The sequence below is a fragment of the Pseudomonas frederiksbergensis genome (assembly GCF_001874645.1).
Taxonomy (GTDB): Bacteria; Pseudomonadota; Gammaproteobacteria; order Pseudomonadales; family Pseudomonadaceae; genus Aquipseudomonas; species Aquipseudomonas frederiksbergensis_B.
Genome location: NZ_CP017886.1, coordinates 5,430,144 through 5,455,689, shown reverse-complemented (window position 1 = coordinate 5,455,689; position 25,546 = coordinate 5,430,144). Strand labels below are relative to the sequence as shown.

Here is a 25,546-nt window from a genome sequence, read left to right as displayed (position 1 = left end):
GTCAAACCCCTTGAGTATTCCAACGAGCATTAATGTGACGACCATCCTGGCTTAACAGCGCCCCGTACATGTCTGGACGGCGGTCGCGGTAGATGCCCCAGGTCAGGCGCTCTTCGCGCATGGCGGACAAGTCCAGGCTGTGTACCAGCACACCACAGCTGTCGCGGTCAGCTTCGGCGAGGAGCTTGCCCTTGTGGTTGCAGATAAAGGACGAGCCGTAGAAGTTCATCTGCAGGGTTGGATCGGTGGTCGCCACTTCTCGGCCGATGCGGTTGGCGGCCACCACCGGCAGGAGGTTTGCGGCCGCATGGCCGCGCATGGTCATCTGCCAGTGGTCACGTGAATCCAGTGCTGCGCAGCCGGGTTCAGAGCCAATGGCGGTGGGAAACAGCAAGACTTCGGCGCCCATCAACGCCAGGCAGCGTGCGGTCTCGGGGAACCACTGATCCCAACAGATGCCCACACCGATGCGCCCAAAAGCCGTGTCCCAGACCCGAAAGCCGGTATCGCCAGGGCTGAAGTATTCCTTCTCCTGATAACCGATGGCGTTGGGTATATGCGTCTTGCGATACACCCCCAGCAGTTGCCCATCAGCATCGGCCACGCTCAACGAGTTGAAGTAGGCATTGCCCGCCTTCTCGAACCAGCTCAGCGGCAGCACCACTCCCAACTCCTTGGCCAGCGCGGCAAAACGCTTGAGTACACGGCTGTCTTGATATTCTTCGGCCAGCGCCAAGTGTTTATGACTTTGCTCGATACAGAAATACGGTGTGGCAAACAGCTCCTGCAACAGGATGACCTGGGCGCCCTTCGCCGCCGCCTCACGTACCCATTGCTCGGCCTGATCGAGGTTCTGTTGCAAGTCCCAGGTGCAGGGCATCTGGGTGGTGGCAATCGTCAACAGGGTCATGGCATCAACCCTCCACTGGCCAGGCGGGCTGTTGCTGGGTGATGCAATGCACACCGCCGCCGCCATGGGCCAGATGATTGATCCGCACCGGCACCACCTCACGCCCGGGGAACGCCTGACCCAACACTTCGGCAGCCGCATTGTCGGCATCGATGCCGTAGGCCGGCATGATGATGGCGTTGTTGGCGATGTAGAAGTTGGTGTAGGAGGCACAGAACACCTCAGCCTCGGTGTCCACTGCATCGGTGGCTTCATACAACTCGATCAGCTCAAACGGTCGACCTTGGGCATCGGTTGCCAGCTCCAAAGCACGACGGTTTTCTCGTACCACCTCGGCATACACCGAGTTCTTGTCGTGAGTGGCGTCCACCAGCAGCACGCCAGGGCGGGCGAAAGCGCACACGCCATCGACATGGCCGTCGGTCATGTCGCCAGTCACATAGTCTGGATCGCCCGGCAGCCAGACGGTCTTCTTCACGCCTAACAGGCGAGTGAAGATCTCCTCCATCTCAGCCTTGTTCATGCCTGGGTTGCGATTGGGGTTGAGCAATACCGACTCAGTGGTGATCAACGTACCTTCGCCGTCCACATGAATGGCACCGCCTTCGTTGCTCAGCGAGGGGGCAAAGCACTTCAGCCCCAAGTGATTGAGTGCGCGGCGAGCCAGGCTTTCGTCCAGGTCATGGGCTGACTTGCCGCCCCACGCATTGAAGCGCCAGCTCACACCGGCCAGGCCCAGTTGCGGATGGCAGACAAAGCTCGGGCCGGAGTCCCGGCACCAGCTGTCGTTCACCGCCAGCTCGATCAGTTCAATGTTTGGCCCACACAACGCTTGGGCACTCGCTACAGCAGAAGGGTCAACAACCATTTTCACCGGTTCAAAACGGGCAATGGCGTTGGCCACGCGAGCGAAATCCTCTTGCACCAGCGCCAATGTGACCCCCCAACCCGACTCCCAGAGTGCCTTGTTGTGCGGCCAAACCATCCAGGTCGCTGCGTGCCTGACCCATTCCGCCGGCATCCACCAACCGCTGTTCCGAATTTCACTCTGCTGCATGACGTGCTGCATGATAAAAAGCCCTTTTAGTTAAGTTATTGTGTTCACTAAAACTGCCTACGTGGTCTTGGCATGCATGCTACGTCCGCAAAAACAGGCAAACAAACGATGGATTTTGTAGATAAATGATTAGAGGAACTTATCAGTATGCTCAAGCACTGGCCGCCTCTCGGCACCCTTCGTGGCTTTGAAGCTGCCGCCCGACTAGGCAGCTTCCACAAGGCCGCCGAAGAGCTGCACCTCACCCAATCGGCGATCAGCCAGCAGATTCGCAGCCTGGAGGCGTACCTGGAACAACCCTTGTTCTTTCGCAGTGGACGCAGCGTCAGCCTGACCGATGCCGGTCACGACTTACTCAGCACCACCCAGGCACTGCTACAGCAACTCGCCGTCGGAATTCGCCGCCTTGGGCAGTACCACAAACCCAACCAACTCGTACTCAACACCACCCCAACGTTCGCCCGTCACTGGTTACTGCCACGCCTGGAAGATTTCCGCCGCCAGCATCCGGAAGTTGATCTCTGGATATTCAGTACCGATGAAGTCCCGGACATGACGAGCCAGACCATCGACCTCGCTGTGCGAGACGACATCAGCTCCCAGGCCGAATGCAGTTTCAAGGTGCTGCACGCTGACCGCCTTTACCCGGCTTGCCACCCGAGCCTGTTGGCGGTGCCCAGCGAACAGCGCACAACCCTTCACGGTGAGCGGGAAATGGACTGGAGTCACTGGGCGGTGGAGGCTGGCATTGATGTAGGCCAGAAGGATCAGGGGCTGAACTTCTCCGACCCCGGCCTGCTGCTGGACGCCGCGTGTGCAGGGCTCGGCATCGCCTTGGTCAGCCAATTGTTGAGTCGGCAAGCGCGCGCCAATGGGCTGTTGCAACCCTTGGTCGAGGACACCATTCGCGGCCCCAACTGGGCCTTGCTGACCCATCGTGACAGTGAGAACAACCCGCTGGCGCGGAGCTTCAGTGAGTGGTTACTGAGCAACCTGGCAGCAGGCAGCCCGGTAACTTAGACAATGGCAACGATCACTGGCGTTTCAGTCCATCGCGCCAGGCAATGGCTTCGAGTTCGACCCGGACCGCGTCCTCGACGGCAATCACAGGGCGCGCCTGGAATTCAAACGCAGGAAACGTCGAGCAAACCTTGTGAACCGCCAGCGGATCGTCGCAGTCCACCAACATGTGTCCACCCCACTCACCCACACGCACAACAAACACCTCGATCTTGAAATTGTCCGGTGCTTTCCATTGACCGAACACTTCAAGGATCCGTTTCTGCGCACTCTCGTACTCCGCAGGCGAACCTTGTGGTCGTTCGAACCAGCTGATCATGTACTTCATTGCCATCCTCCTTTATTGCGGGGATACAAGGCGGTTATGCGCTATGACAGCTATCCCGTTTGCGTGCGGGTTTCAGTAGAGGCAAGGATAGTTCTCGATGCAGGGCAATGCCATTCAAGACAGGCACACCTGGGCGGCAAAGGGTCACCTTCCCCCAGTCGTTGATGAGCAAGCGGCGATGACCTCGCTCATCAGCCTGATCCTGACTGCAGCCACTTTCCGAACAGGCGGGTCATTGTCCGTCCGCCCACCCCGGGTGGCGGCCAAACGCCTCGAACAGTTCAAATATGGTCGCCTTGACCTTTTGTACCGCGTTGCTCTGCACGGCCGTGTCAGGCCAGCACAGCGACAGCTCGCGCGTGAACAGCCGATGATCGATCCTCGCCAGCTTGAGCTTGTGTTGATCCAGTTCAACATGGGCGGCCGCCCACGGCAGGATCGTGACGCCCAGCTTTGCCAGAACGGCTGAGAACAACACGTCCGTGGAGTTGGCTTCGAACTCAACCTCACAGTGCAGTCCGGCCTCCTGCAATGCCGACTCGACTCGGCTGCGAATCGTGTTCGGTGCACAGGGCAGCACCAGCGGCATCTTCGCCAGGGCGTCGATCGTCACCGGCCCATCGGGTAACGAAAATTCCGGCCACGCAATCAGGTACAGCGTTTCGGTGAGCAGTCGCTGCGAGATCATCCCACGGGTTTCGACCACATCGACATTCACCGCGAGCGCAACCCGCCCGACCGTGATCAGGCCGCCCAGCTGGGCGCTCGGGGCATCGATCAATTCCAGCTTGATACCCGGATAGCGACTGCGGATGGTGCGTGCGAGCGGAATCGCCAACATACGCGCCGTACTCGATGGCATGCCGACCGAGACCTTGCCCTGCGGGAATTCGGCGTCCTGACGCAGCAGTTCGCGGGTGCCGTCGGCCTGGCGCAGCAGCTCGATGGCATGCCGGTACAGCGTCTGCCCGGCCGCGGTGGGCACCACGCCCTGCACGCTGCGCTCGAGCAATTGCGTGTCCATATCCCGCTCCAGATTGCGCATCTGCTGGCTGATCGCGGGCTGCGCGATATGCAGTGCTTCACTGGCGCGGGTGATAGTGCCGCACTCAACCACCTTGATGAAATACCGCAACTGGCGAAGGTCCATGAGGGGGCATCCAAAGCATCTGACTCTATATAAAAATCCGATGGGACCAAAGGAATTTCATATTTGTAGCTTATGAGATGCGCTGCCTAGACTGATTTCACAATAAACGAAGCGCTGACGACGGCCACAGCCTCGCAGCGCCTCAATAGGCCTGATCAAGGTCAATGGGAGATCTTAATGTCTAGAGCATTAACCGCATCAGTAACGAGCGTGAAGCCGATCAAAACGCCCCTGACCCGCGAGCAGATTCGCGGCTTCTGGACCGTCTACCTGGGATGGGTGCTGGATGGCGTGGACTCGGTGATCTTCGCCCTGGTTTTGATTCCCGCCCTGACCGAGTTGCTACCCAGCTCGGGCATCACCCCAACCCCCGCCAACATCGCCATGTACGGTTCTCTCCTGTTCGGGCTGTTTCTGATCGGCTGGGGTCTGTCGTTTATCTGGGGGCCCCTGGCCGATCGCTTTGGCCGGGTCAAGATGCTGGCAGCGAGCATTCTGGTGTACTCGCTGTTTACCGGGGCCGCGGCTTTCTCGGAGAACATCTGGCAGTTGGCGGCGTTTCGACTGATTGCCGGGATCGGCGTCGGCGGCGAGTGGGCGCTGGCCGGCACCTACGTCGCCGAGAGCTGGCCGGAGGACCGGCGCAAGATGGGCGCGGGTTACCTGCAAACCGGCTACTACTTCGGCTTTTTCATTGCCGCGTTGCTGAACTACACCGTCGGCGCAACCTACGGCTGGCGCGTGATGTTTCTGTGCGGCCTTGCACCAGCGGCGGTGGCGATCTACACCGCATTGAAAGTCAAAGAACCGGCCCAGACACACAAGACCGCGCACCACGCCGGACGTCCTCACGCCCCGACCGCTGCCACTCGCACGTCGTGGTGGGAAATCTTTGCACCGGCCTTTCGCCGACGCACGCTGACCAGTTCTGCACTGGTCGGCGTCGCCATCGTCGGCTTGTGGGCCGGCTCGGTTTACGAAGCGACGGCCGTTGTGACCCTGGCGACCCGCGCCGGTATCGACCACGTCGGGGCGGTGCATCTGGCATCCATTGGCGCGGCGGTGCTGTCGCTCAGCACCATCCTCGGCTGCCTCGTCGCACCCTGGCTGGCCGAACGACTGGGGCGACGGGTTGCGCTGGGCATCTACTTCGCCGGCATGGCGACATCGATCGTGGTCGCCTTCGGCTGGGTGTTCTATATGGACGACGGCCTGCATCTGTTCATGGTGTCGCTGATGTTTCTGGGCTTCTTTGGCGGCAACTTCGCGATTTTCTCGCTCTGGCTGCCCGAGCAGTATCCGACCCGGATCCGCGCCACGGCGTTCGCCTTCAACGCATCGGTCGGCCGCTTCATCGGCGCCGGCGTCAACTTCCTGCTGGCCGCTGCGATCCACTGGCACGGCTCGCTCGGCGTCCCCATCGCCTGGACCGCTGCAGCCTTCGTGGCCGGCATTCTGATCCTGCCGTTTGCCGTCGAAACGCGTGATCAGCCGTTGCCGCAATAGCCCGCAGCTGATTCAAACATTTACTGGAGAACCGTATGCAAGCTTTGCAAGGCGTGAAGATCGTCGACTTGAGTCGCGCACTGTCGGGGCCGTTCTGCACCATGGTGCTGGCGGACCTCGGCGCCGATGTGATCAAGATCGAGCCCGGCCCGACCGGCGACATGAGCCGGACCTGGGGCCCGTTCGACCGGGGCGTGAGCACCTACTACCTGTCGTGTAATCGCAATAAGCGCGGCCTGTGCATCGACTTCCGCAACCCCCAAGGGTTGGCCGCGATCCAGCGGCTGATCGACGATGCCGACGTGGTGATCGAAAACTTCAAACCCGGCACTCTCGAGAGCATGGGGCTCAGCTATGACGTGCTCAGCGCGCGCAATCCGCGGCTGATCATGGGCAGCATCAACGCCTTTGGCACCGACGGCCCGATGAGTAGCTGGCCGGGTTTTGACCAGATCGCCCAGGGCTACTCGGGGTTGATGAGCCTCACGGGGTTCGTCGATGGCGACCCGACCCGCACCGGTACGGCCATCGGCGACCTGACCTCGGGCATGTGGCTGGTAACGGCGGTATTGGCCGCCCTGCTGGAGCGCGAACGCAGCGGTTACGGCCAGCACGTCAGCACGTCGTTGCTGGCCAGCCTGGTCGGATTGTTAAGTGTGCACGGTCAACGCTACCTCAGCCTGGGCGATGTCCCCCGCCGCACCGGTAACGCCCATTCAGTCATTGCGCCTTACGGCGTGTTCCAGACGCTGGACGGCCCGCTCAATCTGGCGCCGATCACCTCGGCCATGTGGGGACGTTTATGCGTGCTGCTCGATGTACCCGCGCTGCCGGACGACCCGCGCTTCGCGACCAATGAAGCCCGGGTCGAGCGGCGGGACGAGTTGAAAGCTATCCTGGAAAGCCGCTTGAAAACCCGCAGCAAACGCGCGTGGACCGAACTGTTCATCGAGGCAGGCTTACCCGCCGGCCCGATCAACACACTCGACGAAGTGTTCGACGACCCGCAGGTGCTGCATAGCCAACTGACCAGGACACTCATGCACCCGACACTCGGCGCACTGCGCCAGGTAGTGACCCCGGTGTTCAGCGCAACCGACGCAGCAGAACCTGCGCCTGGCGTCAGCCAGCGACCACCGCCGCTGCTCGGTGAACACACCCTCGAAGTCCTGCGCGAGGCAGGTTTCGACACGGCGTCGATCAACGCACTGCTGGCCGCGAAGGCCGTGTATCAGGACACCAGTAATTCGCCAGCCATGGCATCCGGACAATCAACAGAAACCGCACAATGAGCCCGACGCAAACCTCCTCCGCCACCGTGACCGTCAACATTGTCGATGAACGAATCGGTCGGCTGATCTTCAGCAACCCCACCCACCGCAACGCCCTCAGCGCCCAACTGCTGACGGCCCTCGACGAAAGCCTCGCCGCACTGGCGTCACAACGCATACCGGTGGTGATACTGGGCAGCGAAGTCGGCCAACCCGTCTGGAGCGCCGGCCACGACATCCGCGAACTGCAACACGACCACGACCCGATTGCCTATGGCAAGCCGCTCGAAAAAGTGTTGCGCCGCATCCGCGCCTACCCCGGCGTGGTGATTGCCATGATCTCCGGCTCGGTATGGGGAGGCGCGGTCGACCTGGCGATGAGTTGCGACCTGGTCGTCGCCGATCGCAGTGCGAGCTTTTCGATGACGCCGGCAAACATCGGTTTACCCTACACAACGAGCGGGCTGCTGCGCTTTTTCAACAACCTGCCGATTCACGTATTGAAGGAAATGTTTTTCTGCGCACAGAAGCTCGATGCAGAACGCGCCGAGCACTTTGGTGTGGTGAACCGGTTGGTCGACAGCGATGCGCTGGAAGCGACTGCGCTTGAACTGGCACACACGATTGCCGGCAAAGCGCCACTGGCCATAGCGGCGGTCAAGGAGCAATTGCGCATCCTCGAAGACCTGCAACCGATGCCCGTCCAGGCGATGGAACAGATCGCAGAACTGCGTCGACAGGCGTGTGAGAGCAGCGACTTTGATGAAGGGCTGGCGGCATTTGCGGAGCGCAGGCCTGCGGTGTTTGGCGGTCGGTAAGACACGCTGACTATGCTTTCTATTCCCACGTTGATACTGTCACCCACCCGACCCATTACCCGCTCTGGTTTGAGAACCGGCATCTTTGGAGGCATCGCATGCGCCCTCAACGCAAAAGCATACCGCTGTCCTTCTCGAGGCCATGGGCGGGGCGTGCGCAGCGCATGCATACGCGGCACTGGCTGCGATCGATCCTGTGCCTGAGCATGATCGCGCCCTGCATGGTCAGCGCCGAGTCAAGGCCCGAGCATATGGTCTATTTGCGTACGATTGATCCGAGCATCGAACAAGACATCCGCTATGCCAGCGCTCACAACTTCACCGGACACCCACTCGACGGCTACGGCGCGGCGGAGTGCCTGTTGTCGCTGGACGCTGCCAAGGCCCTCGCGCGAGTACAAACGGCGCTGCGCACGCAAGGCTACGGCTTGAAGGTATTTGACTGCTATCGGCCCAGCCGTGCTGTCGCCGATATGGGGCGCTTCGCGACGGAACCGGGTGACCCACGCAAGGCCGAGTTCTATCCACGCGTAGACAAGCAAGACTTCTGGCGTCTGGGTTATGTGGCACGGGTTTCGAATCACTCCAAGGGCGGCACGCTGGATCTGACGCTGACAGGCCCAGAGGGGCTGCCCGCCCAGACATGGAGCCCCTCGGCCGCGCAAGTCGACTGTGCGGCACCCTATGAGCAGCGTTGGCATGACGGTGCCGTCGACATGGGAACAGGTTTCGATTGCTTCGATGAGCGAGCGCATACCGATAGTCCAACGATCAACGCGACCGCCAGAGACAATCGCCAGCGACTCAGCAATGCCATGCAAAAAGAGGGATTTTCCGGGTACTCGAAAGAATGGTGGCACTTCACCTACACCGGGAAAGATGCATTGAAGAGCGTCATGGATTTCCCTATTACGGCGCAGGTGCTGGACACCAGCAACCAACTCATTGTGGTCACGACAAAAAACTGGACGGATGTCCAGGGAACCGCCCAACGCTATGAGCGGCACGGGAAAACCTTTCAGAAGTACGGAGCGTCGTTTCCGGTGGTTGTAGGCCAAAGCGGACTGGCCTGGGGCAAGGGTCTCAGTGTCGTTGACCAGCACGAGGGGCCGGTCAAACGCGAAGGTGATGGCAAAGCTCCTGCCGGCCTGTTCAAACTGGGAACAGCCTTTGGTTACGACAGCACGGCCGACACCAAACTGCCTTACCTCCCTCTTACATTGACCACCGAATGCGTGGATGACAGCCACTCAAAACACTATAACGAGCTTGTCGGCGGGTCGACGATCGCCAAGGACTGGACCAGTTCCGAACACATGCGTCGCGATGACGACCTGTATCGAAAAGGCATTTTTATTGAGCACAACACGCCGGCGTCCCCCGACTCGGGCTCGTGCATTTTCTTCCACATCTGGCGCGCCCCCACCTCCCCGACGCTTGGCTGCACAGCCATGGACCCAGCAGATATTGCTCGTTTGTTCAGCTGGCTGGATCCTCGTCAGTCCCCTCTACTGGTTCAGCTGCCAGAAACGGAGTACGAGCACCTTCGCGAAAGCTGGAACCTTCCCGAGCATTGATCCACCGGCTCACGCGTTGTTTTTTTTCAGACTTTGCAGGCGCAGATTCGCGCGCTGCACGGCGGCCATTTTTTCGGGGCGCTTCATGCGCTTCCATTTTCTGATGTCCTCCTTGATGCGACCACAACTCACACACAGCTCACCGCGCAGCTGACAAACGGAAATACACGGATTTTCGATATCCTTGGCCATGGTTCAATCCCGAGTCGAGCGCTGGCGCGCCAAGCGTTGAATGAGTCTCTAAAACCGGCCGAGGAATGCACGGGCCGGCGAAGTGTTCTTTTCGCAAATAAATCTGCGCCTACAGATGGGCGGCAGGGGGAACGCTGCGGGAAATCAATGACGGCAACCACACCGAGACACACAACCCGCTTCTTGCTGCCTCATCGCAAAACCCCAAGCGGATCCATGCCCCGTTACGTTCCGCTACTGCCTTGACGATGGACAGCCCCAGCCCGGACCCTACCTCATGGCTCCCGAGGCTGCGATAAAACGGATCGAACACACGCTCCCGCTCCTCAGCCGCAATCCCGGGGCCGGAGTCCTTGACCTGCAACAGCGCCCCGCCCTCCTCCATATCCACCGAAAGATCAACCCGTCCGCCCACGGGTGTATAGCGAATGGCGTTATCGACCAGGTTCTTGACCATGGCGAGCAGGTCAATCTCGTTGATCAGCACCTGCACATCCTGTTCGTCCTCGACACCGATGTCGATATGCTTGACCTCGGCCAGCGGCAGCAAGTCCTCCAACACACGACGATAGACGCCATGCACGGAAACCGGCGTGGTGGGCAGCGTAGAGTTCGATTGAGCGGTGGCCAGCGCCAACAGTTGATCAATCAGATTTTTGCCGCGTTCGATCCCCCGCCGCAACGCAAACAGACGCTCTCGGGCCAACGTCGACATGTCTGCGACGGCCAGGCGCTCCGCTTGCAGGGACAGGGCCGTCAGGGGCGATCGGAGTTCGTGGGCAGCGTCGGCGACGAAGCGACGCTGGGTCTCCATCGACTGAGCCACTCGGTTGAGCAATCGATTGATGGCCAGCACGAAGGGGCGGATCTCGGCGGGCAAATGGTTTTCGTCGATGGGGTGAAGTTCCTGCTCACCGCGCTGGTCGATTTCAGACGCCAGTGCCGCGATGGGCCGAAACAGCTTGTGCACCAGATCGGCCACCACCAGCAAGAGCACGGGAAACAGAATGAGAAACGGCAACAGGCCGCGCCAGGCGCTCTCGCGGGCATCCTTGTCGCGCGCGCCGGTTTCCTGCGCGACGGCGATTCGTTCGCCACTTTTCAAGGTCTTGACCAGCACACGAAACGGTTCGCCACCGACGTCCAGCGTCGACAGGCCGTCGGCCAGCGTGGTCGGCAGTGGCAGCGGTTCTCCGGCATCCACGTTGCCCGACGCGTTGTTGCCATCGCTCAGGTACTGAACGATGACCCTGGATTCTTCATCGTCGCCCTCGATACCCTTGCCTTGCGCCGGATAGGCCAGCGTCATTTGCTGACGCTCGAACAGCACGGCTAACTGATGCAGGGTGTTGTCCTGCATTTCCAGGGCTTCATCGAATGCCGAGACGAAGGCGAAAATGCCGGCCACGATAGCGACGATCAGGATGGCCAGCGACAGGGAAACGGACAGCCTGACCTGGACCGACTCGCTCAGTCGCCTTTTGAAACCATCCATCCCATACCCCTGACATTCTTGATGACATGGCTACCCAGCTTGCGACGCAGTGCATGGATCAGAAACTCCACCGCATTGCTTTCCACTTCATTGCCCCAGCCATAGATACGGTCTTCAAGCTCGCTGCGCGAAAGAATCGCCCCCGGCCTGATCAACAGCGCCTGCAGCAACGAAAACTCGCGGCTGGAGAGCTGGATCTCCGGGTTTTCTTCGGTGCTGGCTTGTTTCGAAATCGGGTCCAGCGACACCACGCCGTTGCTGAACACCGGCAGCGCACTGCCGCCTTTACGGCGCAGAACGGCACGCATGCGGGCCAGCAGTTCCGCCATTTCAAAGGGTTTTAGCAGGTAATCGTCAGCGCCGCCATCGAGGCCGCGCAAGCGATCGTCGAGGCTGTCGCGAGCCGTGATGATCAGCAGTGGAACGCCGTTGTTGCGAGCCCGAATGCTGCTCAATACCGCAAGGCCGTCCTTGCCGGGCAGGCCGAGGTCAAGCAGCACCAGGTCATAATGTTGAGTCTCCAGCGCAGTCAGGGCGGTCAGGCCATTTTTGACCCAGTCGGCGGCGTAACTGGCATCTTTCAGTGCGTCCTGGATCGCCTCCCCGATCATGGGGTCGTCTTCGACCAGTAATATCCGCATGTCCCTCTCCGGTGATAAGTGAGGCTCGACACCCACGCGGGTATACACCTGCGCAATGCGTGTCGAGCCTGCATTGAATCACCTGTTCAAGCGTGTGCGAAGCGATTTATGGGCAGTGAAAGACCTCAGCTTTTTCCTTGCAGCGAATTGAAGGTTTTCAGCAAATCATCCATTGCCGCCTTGCAGTCACCCTGTTTCGGGCTGCTGGCGCGCAAGGCCTCAAGTGCACTGTCGATGGATTTGTCCAGAACATGCCAGTCGCTGGCAGCACGCGGCTTGATGCCGGCCTCTGCTGAGTCCCAGGACAACTCCAGGTCCTTGATTCGCGTTTTCGCGCCCGGCAGGTCGTTTTTACTCACGAGATCGGCGACGTTTGCCGCAATGCCCTGGAACGCCGACAGGTCGCCCAGTTTCGAGGCCGAGTTCTGCTGAACACTGGCCACGCCCGAAGCAGCACTCGCTTTAGAGGCGTCAGCAGGTTTCGAACACCCTGCGGCCAGGCCAAACACGACGATGGCTGAAAGGATGGCGGCTTTACGAATGACGGTTTGAACGTAGACCATGATGATTCCTTGATGGGCTTTTGAACGGGTTATTCAGTGACGAGTTTGCGATTGCCGACACTCATCTGAGCGGCGGCCACCAACATCAGGATGACGCTGAGGAAAATCGCGCTGGTCCACATGGCGCCCATGCCGAGGCCGCCATAGGTCTTGGCTTGAGTCAGCAAGTCTCCCAGGGAGGCGCCAAAAGGACGGGTCAGGATGTAGGCGATCCAGAAGGTCAGGACCGCATTGCCGCCCAGGCGCCAGGCGGCGAACGTCACGGCGATCAACGCGCCGAAAATCACCGCGCCCAGTGTGAAACCAAGACCCAGCGCCTCGGTGGCCAGGTCGCCGGCCGCCGTGCCCAGCGCAAAGGTGCAGAGCACCGTCGTCCAATAGAACAATTCCCGGCGCGGCGTGACGATTTCAGTGATCGAGAGGCTGCGCTCCAACCCGTACCAGACCATGAAATTGATCGCCAGCAGTACGGAAAAAACCGCCGTACTGGCATACAGACTGACGCCCAGCTTGTCAGTGAGCACATCGGTAATCTGCGTTCCGACGACACTCACCAGCACCACCGTCAGCCAATAAATCCAGGGGGTGTAGGCGCGGGTACGAAGTTGGCCGAACAGTGCAATCGCCAATAGCACCGCCATGCCGATACTGGTGACACTCTGCCCCAGACCCGCATCGACGGCGAGAAAGTCCGCGCCGGTTTCACCCACGGTGGTGGACATGATCTTGATGACCCAGAACGACAGGGTCACCTCGGGGACTTTATTGAGCCAGTCAGCTTTCGTAAGCGGCTTCATGTGGATGCTTCTCCTTGACAGCGCTGCAATTGGCGCAAGGGAGAGACTACGCAGGCAAACTTAGCTGGGACTGAGGAACCTCGATTGTCGGTCATGAAGCGAACATAAAATCCCGGCCAGACCTGTACACATGGGCTTCGCGGGTGCTCTCGGCTAGAAAAATCATCTCAACAGCCTGTAGCAAACAGTTACAAATAAGGCCATCATTCAGCTCGCAGTCACCATGAACGACCGTCTGATAGAGCGGTTCAGTCCAGAATCATTTGTCCACTGCCGAGACTGTCCGAGCGTCGTATCGTGTTTTCGGGGGGCAGTGGGAAAGCCTTACTTCTTAAGGAAAGTATTTTGACAAACGTCTGTACCAGCGGCCTTGATATTGGCTTTGCTTCTCTGGATTACCTGCAAATTGGCATCCTGGGCATCATTCAAGGCATCACCGAGCTATTACCCATTTCATCCACTGCGCACATGCGAATCGTACCCGCCCTTCTCGGCTGGCCCGATCCCGGCTCGGCGTTTTCCGCCGCGATGCAACTGGCCGCGCTGGCCGCGGTCGTCAGCTACTTCTGGCGTGATGTACGGGAAGTCGTCACTGGAAGCATCGGCGCCGTGCGGCAGCGTGATTACAGCAACCAGTCGTTCAAGCTGGCCGTTGCCATTGTGCTGGCGACCATCCCGATCGGCATCGCGGGCCTGGCCTTGTCCTCGCTGCTCAATACGTGCAATTCACCCTTGAGAGGCCTGATGGTGATTGGTATCTCGTGCGTGGTGATGGCCGTTTTGCTGGCAGCGGCAGAGCTCAGCTGCCGCCATCAGCGCGTCGTGGGCCAAATGCGCCTGCGGGATGCATTGATCGTCGGTATTGCGCAGATTGGCGCGCTGATACCGGGTGTTTCCCGCTCGGGTTCAACGCTCACCGCAGCGCTTTTTCTCAACTTCAAACGCGAAGAAGCCGCGCGCTTCTCATTCCTGCTTGGGTTGCCCGCTATCGCGTTGGCCGGCTTGAAAGAGCTGTGGGTGCTGTATCATGCACAGATCCCGGCCGAAGCGTGGTCGCACCTGATTTTCGGGTTGGTGATCGCCAGCGTGTCGGCGTTTTGCGCCATCTGGGGCCTGATGAAGTTCCTGGAAAGGTTTTCCACCTGGCCCTTCGTTATCTACCGGGCGGTACTGGGTGTTTTCCTGATTGTCGCGGTCAGTACCGGGCTGTTGAGCTAAACAACGTTCAACGCTGATAAAGCCCGGCCACCGTGCCGGGCTTTTTATTGTCCTAAATAACCCTAAGCAATCCTACAACCACCTCGCCATCCTGGATAAATAAAGGCCTACTGTAGTGGTCAACTAATCCCGGACACGACGTTAAATTTCTTCTCAGCCTGAGCGGGCACCAGACCGGGCTTTTTCACCTCTGATGGAATCAACCAGTCAGCGCCCTACCCTCGCGCCATCTGATCAATCAACGGGTGGACGGACGTTGAGACAACCATCGCGAATGGAATCACGTTTGTCGCCAGCCTCTCGTGAATTCATTGTCTATAGTCTCTTGGGCTACGGTTGGATATCGACACTGTATGAGCGATTGGCACAGAACCGCCTGTCTGTGCTGAGCCCTGTAACAGCCATCAATGGCTGGCCTGTTAAGAAAGCCCTCTATTTGATTGACGCAGGGCTGTCGCATTGACTTGCAGCGGAGGCGTCACAATCATCATGGTTATACCCCACGTCCATGTACCCTTGTTGCGCCTTGTATGGATCGTCACTGCGCTTTCAATACTGGCGGGCTGCGGAAAGTCTCCCAGCCCTCCTTCGTATGGAGAAGTCGAGGTGACCGTTGTGACGGTCGCTCAGCAAGATACGCCGGTTGACTTCGAATTTACCGCTCAAAGCCAGAGTTCGCATGAAGTAGAGATTCGCGCGCGCGTTGACGGTTTTCTCAACAAGCGGGTCTATACCGAAGGCCAGCCGGTTCAGGCAGGGCAAACTCTCTTTCTGATGGACCCCAAACCATTCGAGGCAGCGCTTCAGACGGCCAACGGTCAACTTGCACAGCAGCAGGCCCGCTATACCGTGGCCAAAGCGAACCTCGCCCGCGTCGTTCCTCTCGCGGCTCAAAATGCACTGAGCAAGAAGGACCTGGATGATGCCATTGGCAGCGAGCAACAGGCCAAGGCCGCTGTCATCGCCGCCCAAGGCCAGGTGCAGACGGCGCAATTGAATCTCAGCTATACAACCATCAAGTCCCCGATCAGCGGTGTGTCGAGTTTCGCCAGGGTGCAGGATGGCAGCTACGTGGCGGCGACCTCGGCGGGGCCGCTAACCTACGTGTACCAACTTGATCCGATTTGGGTCAATTTCAGCGTTTCTGAAAATGAGCTGCTGGGGTATCACAACCAAATCACCAATGGGCAACTGCGGTTTCCGGCGAACCAGGATTTTGAAGTCTCGCTGGAGCTTGCCGACGGCAGCCTGTTTCCTGCGCGCGGTCGCATCAATTTCAGCAACCCGGCGTTCAGTTCACAGACCGGCACCTTTCTTGTACGAGCGGTATTTGACAACCCCAAGGGCAGTCTGCGTCCAGGGCAGTTCGTGCGGGCGAAGGTCTCTGGAGCCGTGCGGCCCAAGGCGATTCTGGTGCCGCAGCGCTCGGTACAACAGGGGGCGAAAGGGCATTTTGTCTGGGTCGTCGACAACGAGTCCAAGGCGCATCCACGAATGGTCGAGGTCGGCGCCTGGCACGGTGATGACTGGTTCATTACGCAGGGTCTTCAGCCAGGTGAACGTGTGATTGTCGATGGTGCAGTCCGGGTCGCCGCCAATGCGCAGGTGAAGATCATCACGGCCTCTGCTGAGGCAAAACCGACGGCGTCAGCTCAATGAGCATCTCTCATTACTGCATCGACCGGCCCATTTTCGCGGCCGTCATCTCGATCGTCATCACTCTCGGTGGCGCGGTGGCGATGTTCAACTTGCCCATCTCGCAGTACCCCGACATTACGCCGCCGCAGATCACCATTTCCACCAACTATCCAGGTGCCAGTGCGGATGTGGTGGCGGATAACGTAGCCGCACCGATCGAGCAGCAAGTGAATGGCGCCGACAACATGATCTACATGAACTCGTCGAGCTCATCGACAGGTAACTTGACGATCAATGCCTATTTCAAGATTGGCACCGACCCGCAACTGGCGCAGGTGGATGTACAGAACAGGGTGAACCTGGCGCTGCCGCAACTACCTGCCTCGGTGCAGTCACAAGGTATCCAGGTACAAAAGAAATCGTCGGCATTCATGATGGTCGTGGCGATCTACTCGCCCACCAACCGATACGAATCAAACTACATCGCCAATTACGCCAATATTTATGTGCTCGATGCGTTGAAACGCATACCGGGCGCCAATCAGTCGAGCATCTTCGGGGCGCCTGACGCTGCCATGCGCATCTGGTTGAGGCCGGATCGCATGGCTCAGCTGGGTATTACGGCCGCCGACGTCCAGACGGCGATTGCCAATCAAAACCAGCAGTTTGCAGTTGGCCGTATCGGTCAGTCACCTACGGGGTCGCCGGTCGAGCAGTCATTTGCCGTGACGACCACAGGCAGGTTGAGCACGCCGACCGAGTTCGACTCAATCATCCTCCGAGCGGCCAACGGCGATGCCGCGACCGTGCGGCTCAAGGACGTCGGGCGGGCCGAACTCGGGCAAAAGGACTACTCGATTCGCAGTAAATTCCAAGGGTTGCCCGCGACGGTCATGGCCGTTTACCAGCAACCGGGCGCCAATGCCCTTGACGTATCGAAACAGGTCCGCGCAACGCTGGAGGAGATGAAAAAGTCCTTTCCGGAAGGGCTGGATTACAGCATCGCAATGGACACGACCGATTTCACCCGAGCGTCCATCTCCGACGTCATCAAGACCTTTTTTGAAGCGCTTGTGCTGGTTGTCATCGTCGTCTACGTGTTCTTGCAGAGCCTGCGTGCCACGTTGATTCCGGTTCTTGCGGTACCGGTGTCGATCATCGGTACATTCATGGGCATGCTTGCATTGGGTTTCTCGATCAACATGCTGACGCTGTTCGGCATGGTGCTTGCCATTGGCATTGTGGTGGATGACGCGATCGTCGTGATTGAAAACGTCGAGCGCAATATGAATGTCCATAAGCTGAGCCCAAAAGAAGCCGCAAAGAGAGCCATGGACGAAGTCTCGGGGCCGGTCGTAGCCATTGTGCTTGTGCTGTGCGCGGTGTTCGTGCCGGTTGCGTTCCTGGGCGGTATCACCGGCCAACTCTACAAGCAGTTCGCGATCACCATTGCGATTTCGGTGGTGCTCTCCGGGATTGTCGCGCTCACGCTTTCACCGGCGCTGGCAGCCTTGCTGTTAAAACCAGGGCACGCGGAAAAGCACGGTTTCTTCAAATGGTTCGATAGTGTTTTTGAGCGCGGGACCGCGGGTTACACGCGCATGGTCAAGCTCGTGATCAAACGCTTCGCAATGGCTTTGATGTTGTTCGTCGGGATGATTGTACTGGCCGTGATTATGATGAGATCGATTCCAACATCGTTCCTGCCGCCGGAGGATCAAGGTTACCTGCTTGGCGCTGTCATCATGCCGGATGCCGCAAGCCTGGACCGCACCGGCCAGGTCAGCCAGCATGTCACCGATTTTTTCATGAAGCAGGATGCCGTCAGCAGCATCACGGTTGTCGACGGCTATAGCCTGCTCGATAGCCAGAACAAGAACAACGCGTCGACATTCTTTGTGGGGCTGAAAGGTTTCGACGAACGCTACACGGCCGCGAACGCCAGAACACAGAATGCCCGCGCAGTAATGATTGAGACCAATCGGGAACTGTCCAGGGTGAAGGAAGGCGTCATCATTCCCGTAAACCCTCCATCGATTCCAGGACTCGGCACGACAGGAGGCACGGAAATATGGATTCAGGGCAGCGGCGACGGGACCATTGCGCAACTGGCCGCTGTGGTGAAGGACTTCGTTGTCAAGGCGAAACAACGGCCGGAGCTCTCGGGTGTCACCTCTACGTTCAATGCGTCGGCCCAGCAACTGCTGGTCACGGTGGACCGTGACAAGTCGCAAGCGTTGGGTGTCCCGGTCGAGGATGTGTACAGCGCCATGCAGATGATGTTCGGCTCGCTGTATGTCTCGCAGTTCAGCCAATCGAGTCGACTGTGGGAAGTCATTGTCCAGGCGGAGCCTTCGTATCGCCTCAACCCCGAGAGTTTGAATCAGATATTCGTGCGCAGTACGTCCGGCAGTATGGTTCCACTCAAAGCGATTGCATCCTACCAATTCGTCACGGGCCCTGATCTGGTAACGCGCTTCAACAACTTTCCAGCGGTCAAGGTCACAGCGAACGCTGCACCAGGCTACAGCTCGGGTCAAGTCATCAGCGCCCTCGAAGAGTCTGCTCAACAGGTGATACCGGCCGGCTATGCCATTGGCTGGAGTGGTGAGGCCTATGAAGCACGGCAATCAGGAGGAACTTCGGGCCTGGTGTTCGTCTTCGGCATCGTCATGGTGTTCCTGATTCTTGCGGCGCAGTACGAGAAGTGGAGTCTGCCCATCGGCGTGTTGATGGCCGTACCTTTCGCGCTGTTTGGGGCATTGCTCGCCATTCTTCTGCGCGGTCTGGAGAATGATGTCTACTTCCAGATCGGCCTGACGATGCTGGTTGCGCTAGCGGCAAAGAATGCGATTTTGATTTTCGAATTTGCGGTGTTGAACCGGGATCAGGGCTTGTCACCCTACGATGCAGCCGTCACGGCGGCGACCGAACGCCTTCGCCCCATCGTGATGACTTCATTGGCCTTTATCCTCGGTTGTGTGCCACTCGCCATTGCGGTGGGGGCATCGGCAAACAGCAGGCACTCCATTGGCACCGGCGTCATCGGCGGGATGCTCGGAGCGACGGTCATCGCGGTGTTCTTCATCCCCATGTTCTTCTACGTGCTTGAGTCAATGTCAGAGCGTAAGGCCGGAGCCAACAAACAGCCCGACCCACACGATGGCACGCCGGACGTTGCCCGTTCGCCTTTGTCTGCTTCAGAGACAAGTATCGCAGCGTCTCCACTGTCGACCAAACCAAGGGGTGAATGACGTGCGCACGCCTTGGTCTTTACTCTCACTGGTTCTTGCCCTTGGATTGAGCGGCTGTGTCCTGGGGCCCGACTATGCGCGACCCAAAATAGATTCACCGCAGTCATTTCGCTTTGAACAGAAGGATGCCTCAAACCTGGCCAACAGTGCCTGGTGGGAACAGTTTCATGACCCCGTGCTGAATAATTTGATCGCCGTGGCGCTCCAGGAAAACAAGGATGTGAGAATTGCCGCGGCACGCGTAGAGCAGTTTCGTGGCCAGTTCGAGACCACTCGATCCCAGTTGTTTCCGCAGGTGGGTGCAGGCGTGAGCGCTGAGCGCCAGCGTGCCTCGCAGGTCGGTCCACAACCACTGCCATCTGGCATCGGCCCAGTCTTTAATCAGTATCAGGCGAGTCTGTCGGTCAGTTGGGAACTTGATCTCTTTGGTCAGTTGCGGCGGCAGACGGAGGCGGCCAATGCAAACCTGTTGGCGAGCGAAGAGGGACGCCGAGCGACAATTCTGTCGCTGGTGGCATCCGTTGCGTCTTCGTACATCAACTTGCGCGATCTCGACCGGCAGCTCGCAATCACGAATGCGACGATTGCAAGCCGCGCTGGTGCAGTAAAGGTCTTCACACAGCGTTTTTCAGGAGGCGCAGTGTCTCAGATGGAACTGGCACAAAGTCAGTCTGAGTACGAGGCAGCTCTGGCGACGATGCCGCAGATCCAGATTCAGATTGCGCAACAGGAAAACGCGTTATCGGTGCTGCTCGGTCGTAACCCTGGCCCCATTCTACGAGGCCGTGAGCTGGCTGAACTGACCCCTCCGGTGGTGCCGGGAGGGTTACCTTCCGACTTGCTTGAGCGTCGCCCTGACCTGTTGGCAGCCGAGCAGAATCTCGTTGCCGCCAACGCACTGATTGGTGCTGCGCGGGCTGAGTATTTCCCTTCAATATCCCTCACGGGACTGTTGGGTTCATTGAGTGGGGAATCATCGAAACTGTTCACGGGGCCGGCGCGTGTCTGGTCATATGCGGCGAATTTAGGGATGCCGATCTTTACCGCAGGAGGTATTGCCGGTCAGGTGAAACAAGCCGAAGCACAACAGCAACAAGCGTTATTCCAGTACCAAAAATCGATTCAGGTCGCATTTCAGGAAGTCGACGACGCGCTCATTACGCTGCAAAAGTCCCGCGAGCAACTCGTCACGCAGAACCGTCAGGTCGACGCGTTACGCACCTATGCGCGGCTTGCTCGCTTACGTTTTGACGGGGGGTACACGAGTTACATCGAAGTGCTCGACGCCGAGCGCAGTTTGTTTAGCGCGGAATTGAATTACACCCAGACCCAGGGTGCCGTGTTCGTGTCGCTCGTCAATCTCTATAAGGCAATGGGAGGTGGGTGGGTCGTCAAAGCCGAGCAGATGACCTCCAACGATTTGTAGCAGAGGGCGAGAAATGGCTTTCGCGAGCGCTGACAGGGCAGCCAGCGGCGCACTCAAGTCGGCGCGCTGGCAAACGCCTGCTGTGGCGCTCTAGCGCATATCCGCATAAGGCGAGATCGGCTCCACCGGTAGCGGCAGGTTGCCCTGCCAAGGGTCAAACGTGTAGCGCAAATACAGCAAGGCGCGACTTGGGGCGTAGCCTTCGCTGTGCTGCCAAGTGATACCGGTACCCAGCACCAAATTGTCGGAAAGGCGACGCTCCACGAGGCCCTGGAGACGGACGTTGATGCCGTTGCTGCTACTGCCACTCTTGGTCAGGGTCGGGTCGGTCACCAGGACGCTGGTCACGGTCGGGTTGGCCACCAGGAACTGCTGATACCGTTCGATTTCGTTGGTGTATTTGGGGTAGAGGTCTGAGCCGTCGATTTTCGCGAACGACCAGCCTACCGAGCTTTCGAGCAACGCCGACCAGTCGGCGTTGCGCCAGGCATAGTTCACCGGCACGCTGACCGAGTAGTATTGCTGTGGGCTGTAGTAGCCGCCCTGGCTGAGGGTGTCTTCGCTTAAGTCCTTGTCGTATCCCATGTACATCAGCGTCAGGCCAGTACGCAGACGTTCGTCGGCGCGTTCCACCAGGCGATAGTAATAGCCGCCCATGGCGGTGCGCCGCTGGTTGTTCTCAACGTTCTGGCCTATCAACCAATGACTGCTCAGGCTGGCCCACACGCCATCATTGCCGCCTTGGTCATGGCTCAGGCCCAGGGTGAAACCGTTGGCCGTAACGCCGCCCCACTGGGTTCCGGTGACCGGATCGACCGCACCGGCATACGACACCAGTGAGTTGGTCAGGGGCCGCCGCGAGGCCGTGAGCCGGTAACCCAGGCTGTTCCAGTCACCGCTATAAGTGACGCCGCCCACCCAGTTGGACACCGTGAATTCTTGCGGCGTATGGCCAAGGTCAAAGGCCCAGCGATCATCGTGCCAGCCCATGCCCAGCAGGGTGCCGCGGACGCTCTGCGAGGAGGTGGCACAACCACCCTGCACCACCGCGCACAAGCCGAACCGGTCCGTGCTGGAGAAATTTGCGACATCCAGATTGATGTCTTCGGCCTGAACGAAACCCTGTCCTTGCGCCACCGGCGCGTCGATGCGCAGGATGGTGGTCTGGGTGGTCAGGTCCGAGACCCCCGATGAGCTGTTGTCGGTGCGCCAGGCGAGGTCATGGTACAGGTTCACCGTCGGATTCTGCTTTTGGTACAGCTCGTCGACGTCGCTGCGGATGCTGCGCTGCATCCAGTCATCGCTGTCCTTGGCACGGCTGGCCAAGGTCATGGCACGGTTGTCGCGTGGCTCGGCCTGTTGCGGCTCGATCATCTTTGCCGCGCCCATGCTGCGCGCATAGTCATCCAGAGCCCGCTGCGGCTCTTCTCGGGACAGCAGACGCGCCGCATCCCGATAGACCAGCGGATCACTTTGCGGGGTCTTGAGCAACTGCGTGAACAGCGCGCTCGCACGCGGCTTGTCGCCCAGCGACGCCCAGGCATTGGCCAAGCGGCGCTGAAACGACGCATCGGTCGGTACTGGCGCCGTCACTGCCATAAGGCTGGCCTTGGCGGCGCTCGGCTGACCCCGGGCGATCAGTACTTCGCTCAGGCCCAGTTGGGCCTCGGTATTTTTCGGCGCGCTGGCCAGTACCTTGCGGTAGCGGCTTTCGGCCTGCGCCAGGTCGCCACGCTGCTGGGCCCAGTCGGCCAGGGTCAGGTAGTCGTCAGTGGTCGGCGCGCTCATCAGCAGCGCTTCGGCCTGAGCTTCATGGCCGCCGTCGCGTAGTGTCCGGGCCTTCGCAAGCAACTGGCGACGCTGCAGACGTGCCCACAGCTCGTTCATGTTGTCGCTCCAGGCGGCACGGGGGATCTGTTGCAGACTGCCCATGGCATCGTCGTCACGATCACCATTAGCCAGAAACAGGCCGTGGGCATAGCGCGCTTCGGTGTTCTGGCCCTGACGTTGTAACAGCCAGTGGAAGCTTTGATCGGCCTCGGCATTGCGGCCCAATTCGCGCTGGGCATTGGCCAAGCGGTACACCAGCCAGGGATTGTCCGGGTCCAGCACGCGAGCCTTGCTCAAGGTTACTGTCACCTGCGCCCAATCGCTGCGTCGGGTAGCGTCATCGGCCTGCGCATTGAGGCGATCCAGCGTCAGCCCCCGACGCACGCTTTGGAACTCTTGCTGCTCCTTGGGCGTCAGGCTGTCGAGGTAGTGCTCGGCCTTTTCCGGTGACTGCGACTGGTACAGGCGGACCATCGCACGCACCACGCTTGCGTTGTCCGGATCGAGCTTGCGCGCCCGCACCAGCAGGGCTTCTGCGGTGATGTCATCGGACTCGCCCCGGGCAGCGTAGGACAGGCCGATCAGCGGCGCAGGATCGTTCGGCTTGGCTTGGTTCGCCTGCCGGTACCATTTTTTCGCGACGGGATAATCCTTTCGCTCGAGGGCTTCGTCACCCTTTTGCAGCAGCATCCATTGGTAGTTGGCAGCCTTGAGATCCTGCCACTTGGTTATCCAGGAGGTGTCCTGCTCGATGGCCGACGCTTGGACGAAAGCGTTGTATGCCGCTTCGTGCTTGTTTTGGTGCATCAACGAAATACCCAGCGAACCGATCAGGCTGGAGTCTTGCGGATAACGCTTGATCGCCCGAAGCAAACTGGCTTCAGCGCCGACATTGTCGCCGGCATCGAGCAATGCCTTGCCTTTGACTCCGGCCTGCCAGGCGGGATCAGCCAAATATTGCTCCTGCGCTTGCAACTGTTTAGTCGCGTCCGCGCGCAAGTTGGTGTAGGGGTAGAACTTCAGAAAAGCTCGCCAGCCCTGCGCGGTTTCGTGCCCTACCGGTTGTTTGAGCCAATAGTTGTATTCGCGCTCGGCAGCGTTGTTGCTGGCGTTCGGATCGCCAGCCAATTGATGCAGGACGTTCAGCGCCTCGGGATCACGTTTTTCGGCAAACAGCAGGCCGGCCAAGGTCTGGCGCAGCGAGGCATTGCCGGGATACTGCCGGTCCAACTCGCGTAACTGATCTATCACCACCGGCCGCTCAGCCTTGATGCCACCACGCACGTTCAGATATTCCAGAGCCGTGGCAAAGTCCGGCATGTCATCACCGAACAATTGCCGATAGGCTTTGGCCGCGTCTTCGGAACGGCCGGCGACGGCCAGCAGGCGCGCCTCCTGCAGAGCCCTCTGACCATCGGTGCCGTGCATTTTCAACAAGTTCTCGGCCTGACGCAGGGCCGCAGTGCCTGGCACCTGCTGGCGCATTTGAGCGACCAGGCGTTCGGCTTCCGGCTGATTTTTTTGCAGCAGTGCCTGGCGGACTTCAACGACTTTCACCAGCGGATTGTCCGGTGCAATCAGTTCCAGACGAGCCAGCGAGTCATGCACCAGGTCTTCGCGGTACAGAGCCTCACCTATGCGGACCTGCTCCAGCAGCCATTGCTGCTGGTCGGGCGGGCTGAGAGGCTGGCCCAGGGCGACCCCATAAACGCTGCTCAACAGCAGCCCAAAACCGGTCAATTTGTGCATGCGGCAGTCCAGTTTGGCACGAGGCGTCCGTTTTTATCGAAGCGATAACGTTGTTGATCCCAGCCCTGCCCGAACAACGTCAGCGACTGGTTGTAATAGGCATCCGCCAAGGGCGGCTGTTGTTGCAGGCGTTGGCGTTGGGCCTTGAGGGCACCCACACTGCCCGGGCTGGCGGCCAGCAAGGGCAGCAAGGCAGCACTGAAGCCGACTGGGCCGGTGCCATTGTCGAGGCCGGTGATTGTGTCGACTTTTTCCGGAACATGGCCCAGCCGTGCAGTCAGGTCCAGCATGGGTTTGAAGTGCTCGATCAACCCGGTGCGCCCCGGCGCATCCTTGTCCAGCATGCCCAGCCAGAGGTAGACACGAATGGCGTCATAGCTACCAACAGTGCCCTTCTGACTGTCCACGGCCCAACCCTGCCCGGGTTTCCACAGTTGCCAGTCGGATGCCAGGCCCTTGGGCGAACTTTCGATCAGTAGACGCTCGGTGTTGCTGGCCAGCTCCGCCCAGATCGGTGCTTCCTGGGCGAAGCGTGCCAGCAATTGCGGCGGCAGATAGCTGGCATTCAGACGCCAACCCTCGGCATTGTCGAATCCGACGTCGCCGGGCAACAGCATCAGGCCCAGGCCCGGCAGCTTGCGCAGGCTTTGCGCAGCACTGCGCCAGAGCAGGTTGCGGCCCAATGCCAGGTAAGTCGGTTGATGCCACAGACGCCCGGCTTCCAGCAGGCTATAGGCGATCCACAAATCGGCGTCGGTGGCGTTGTTGCTATCAAGTACCTGCCAGCGGCCAGCTTTGTCGCGACCCCACCGCCACGCCGGAAGCTGCCGGTTCAGGTCTCCACCGGCCAGGTTGTCCTGGGTCCAGCGCAGCACCTTGGCGAAGCTATTGCGGTCATTGCCCAGCAGGGCGAAAAACAGCCCGTAGCTCTGCCCTTCAGACGTGGAGATCAACTGCTCCGAGGAGTGGTCAATGACCCGTCCGTCCGAGCTGAGCAGCGCCTGACGATAATGCTGCCAGGCCGGCCAAGCGCATTCAGCAGCGCCGGCAAAACCAGGCGCTACGATGATCGCGGTCAAAGCCAGCGCGAAGAAAGCTTTCACCCG

The 25,546-nt window shown here is 59.6% G+C and carries 20 protein-coding genes; 9 read left to right on the top strand and 11 right to left on the bottom strand.

The features are described 5' to 3' along the window. Window position 1 precedes the first annotated feature (1 nt). Both aguB and BLL42_RS26095 read right to left on the bottom strand, forming a co-directional pair. Entirely contained in the window at window positions 2-910 is a 909-nt protein-coding gene (gene aguB, locus BLL42_RS26100; protein WP_071555446.1) for an N-carbamoylputrescine amidase, read from the bottom strand. Window positions 911-914: 4 nt separating this feature from the next. Then, window positions 915-1,967, bottom strand: a complete 1,053-nt coding sequence (locus BLL42_RS26095; RefSeq protein WP_071555860.1) for an agmatine deiminase family protein — start codon at window positions 1,965-1,967, stop codon at window positions 915-917. 147 nt (window positions 1,968-2,114) lie between these two features. On the opposite strand from BLL42_RS26095, the gene BLL42_RS26090 reads away from it, so the two are divergent. Next, window positions 2,115-2,987: a LysR substrate-binding domain-containing protein gene (locus BLL42_RS26090; protein ID WP_071555445.1), complete on the top strand. Its 873-nt coding sequence runs from the start codon at window positions 2,115-2,117 to the stop codon at window positions 2,985-2,987. 13 nt (window positions 2,988-3,000) lie between these two features. On the opposite strand, the gene BLL42_RS26085 is transcribed toward BLL42_RS26090, so the two are convergent. Further along, complete coding sequence (locus BLL42_RS26085) at window positions 3,001-3,315, bottom strand: DUF3303 domain-containing protein (RefSeq protein ID WP_071555444.1); 315 nt, start codon at window positions 3,313-3,315, stop codon at window positions 3,001-3,003. Window positions 3,316-3,547: 232 nt separating this feature from the next. Then, window positions 3,548-4,465, bottom strand: coding sequence for a LysR substrate-binding domain-containing protein (locus tag BLL42_RS26080; protein WP_071555443.1), 918 nt, complete (start codon window positions 4,463-4,465; stop codon window positions 3,548-3,550). 177 nt (window positions 4,466-4,642) lie between these two features. Here BLL42_RS26080 and BLL42_RS26075 point away from each other — a divergent pair, with 177 nt between their 5' ends. From BLL42_RS26075 to BLL42_RS26060, 4 genes are all read left to right on the top strand, one after another. Continuing rightward, window positions 4,643-5,971 carry an MFS transporter gene (locus tag BLL42_RS26075; protein ID WP_071555442.1) on the top strand — a complete coding sequence of 443 codons (1,329 nt, stop codon included), beginning with the start codon at window positions 4,643-4,645 and terminating at the stop codon, window positions 5,969-5,971. A gap of 35 nt (window positions 5,972-6,006) precedes the next feature. Then, window positions 6,007-7,263, top strand: coding sequence for a CaiB/BaiF CoA transferase family protein (locus BLL42_RS26070; RefSeq protein WP_071555441.1), 1,257 nt, complete (start codon window positions 6,007-6,009; stop codon window positions 7,261-7,263). Continuing rightward, the gene (scpB, locus tag BLL42_RS26065; protein ID WP_071555440.1) at window positions 7,260-8,060 is read left to right on the top strand and encodes a methylmalonyl-CoA decarboxylase; all 801 of its coding nucleotides are present in this window, start codon (window positions 7,260-7,262) and stop codon (window positions 8,058-8,060) included. The genes BLL42_RS26070 and scpB overlap by 4 nt, the downstream gene beginning before the upstream one ends. Window positions 8,061-8,224: 164 nt before the next feature. After that, window positions 8,225-9,637 carry a M15 family metallopeptidase gene (locus BLL42_RS26060; RefSeq protein ID WP_071555859.1) on the top strand — a complete coding sequence of 471 codons (1,413 nt, stop codon included), beginning with the start codon at window positions 8,225-8,227 and terminating at the stop codon, window positions 9,635-9,637. Between the two features lie 9 nt (window positions 9,638-9,646). Here the strand turns inward: BLL42_RS26060 and BLL42_RS26055 are convergent, their stop codons facing one another. The 5 genes from BLL42_RS26055 to BLL42_RS26035 form a co-directional block, all read right to left on the bottom strand. Beyond that, window positions 9,647-9,829 carry a DUF1289 domain-containing protein gene (locus BLL42_RS26055; RefSeq protein WP_071555439.1) on the bottom strand — a complete coding sequence of 61 codons (183 nt, stop codon included), beginning with the start codon at window positions 9,827-9,829 and terminating at the stop codon, window positions 9,647-9,649. A 109-nt stretch (window positions 9,830-9,938) separates the two neighbouring features. Continuing rightward, window positions 9,939-11,324, bottom strand: coding sequence for an ATP-binding protein (locus BLL42_RS26050; RefSeq protein WP_071555438.1), 1,386 nt, complete (start codon window positions 11,322-11,324; stop codon window positions 9,939-9,941). Next, window positions 11,300-11,965: a response regulator transcription factor gene (locus BLL42_RS26045; protein WP_071555437.1), complete on the bottom strand. Its 666-nt coding sequence runs from the start codon at window positions 11,963-11,965 to the stop codon at window positions 11,300-11,302. The genes BLL42_RS26050 and BLL42_RS26045 overlap by 25 nt, the downstream gene beginning before the upstream one ends. A gap of 125 nt (window positions 11,966-12,090) precedes the next feature. Continuing rightward, complete coding sequence (locus BLL42_RS26040) at window positions 12,091-12,528, bottom strand: hypothetical protein (protein ID WP_071555436.1); 438 nt, start codon at window positions 12,526-12,528, stop codon at window positions 12,091-12,093. A 29-nt stretch (window positions 12,529-12,557) separates the two neighbouring features. Continuing rightward, window positions 12,558-13,325 carry a COG4705 family protein gene (locus tag BLL42_RS26035; protein WP_071555435.1) on the bottom strand — a complete coding sequence of 256 codons (768 nt, stop codon included), beginning with the start codon at window positions 13,323-13,325 and terminating at the stop codon, window positions 12,558-12,560. Between the two features lie 345 nt (window positions 13,326-13,670). On the opposite strand from BLL42_RS26035, the gene BLL42_RS26030 reads away from it, so the two are divergent. From BLL42_RS26030 to BLL42_RS26015, 4 genes are all read left to right on the top strand, one after another. Then, window positions 13,671-14,543 (top strand): undecaprenyl-diphosphate phosphatase, encoded by an 873-nt coding sequence (locus BLL42_RS26030; protein WP_071555434.1) that lies wholly within the window; start codon window positions 13,671-13,673, stop codon window positions 14,541-14,543. Between the two features lie 615 nt (window positions 14,544-15,158). Continuing rightward, a complete protein-coding gene (locus tag BLL42_RS26025) occupies window positions 15,159-16,202 on the top strand; it encodes an efflux RND transporter periplasmic adaptor subunit (protein ID WP_201788739.1) in 1,044 nt (347 codons plus the stop codon). Continuing rightward, on the top strand, window positions 16,199-19,435 hold the full coding sequence (locus tag BLL42_RS26020) for an efflux RND transporter permease subunit (protein WP_071555432.1): 3,237 nt from the start codon (window positions 16,199-16,201) through the stop codon (window positions 19,433-19,435). Before BLL42_RS26025 ends, BLL42_RS26020 begins: the two co-directional genes overlap by 4 nt. A 1-nt stretch (window position 19,436) precedes the next feature. Further along, window positions 19,437-20,861, top strand: coding sequence for an efflux transporter outer membrane subunit (locus BLL42_RS26015; RefSeq protein WP_236721937.1), 1,425 nt, complete (start codon window positions 19,437-19,439; stop codon window positions 20,859-20,861). Window positions 20,862-20,951: 90 nt separating this feature from the next. On the opposite strand, the gene bcsC is transcribed toward BLL42_RS26015, so the two are convergent. Together bcsC and bcsZ are read right to left on the bottom strand one after the other, a co-directional pair. After that, window positions 20,952-24,440, bottom strand: a complete 3,489-nt coding sequence (bcsC, locus tag BLL42_RS26010; RefSeq protein WP_071555430.1) for a cellulose synthase complex outer membrane protein BcsC — start codon at window positions 24,438-24,440, stop codon at window positions 20,952-20,954. Further along, window positions 24,428-25,543 carry a cellulose synthase complex periplasmic endoglucanase BcsZ gene (gene bcsZ, locus BLL42_RS26005; protein ID WP_071555429.1) on the bottom strand — a complete coding sequence of 372 codons (1,116 nt, stop codon included), beginning with the start codon at window positions 25,541-25,543 and terminating at the stop codon, window positions 24,428-24,430. Before bcsZ ends, bcsC begins: the two co-directional genes overlap by 13 nt. Between the last annotated feature and the right edge of the window lie 3 nt (window positions 25,544-25,546).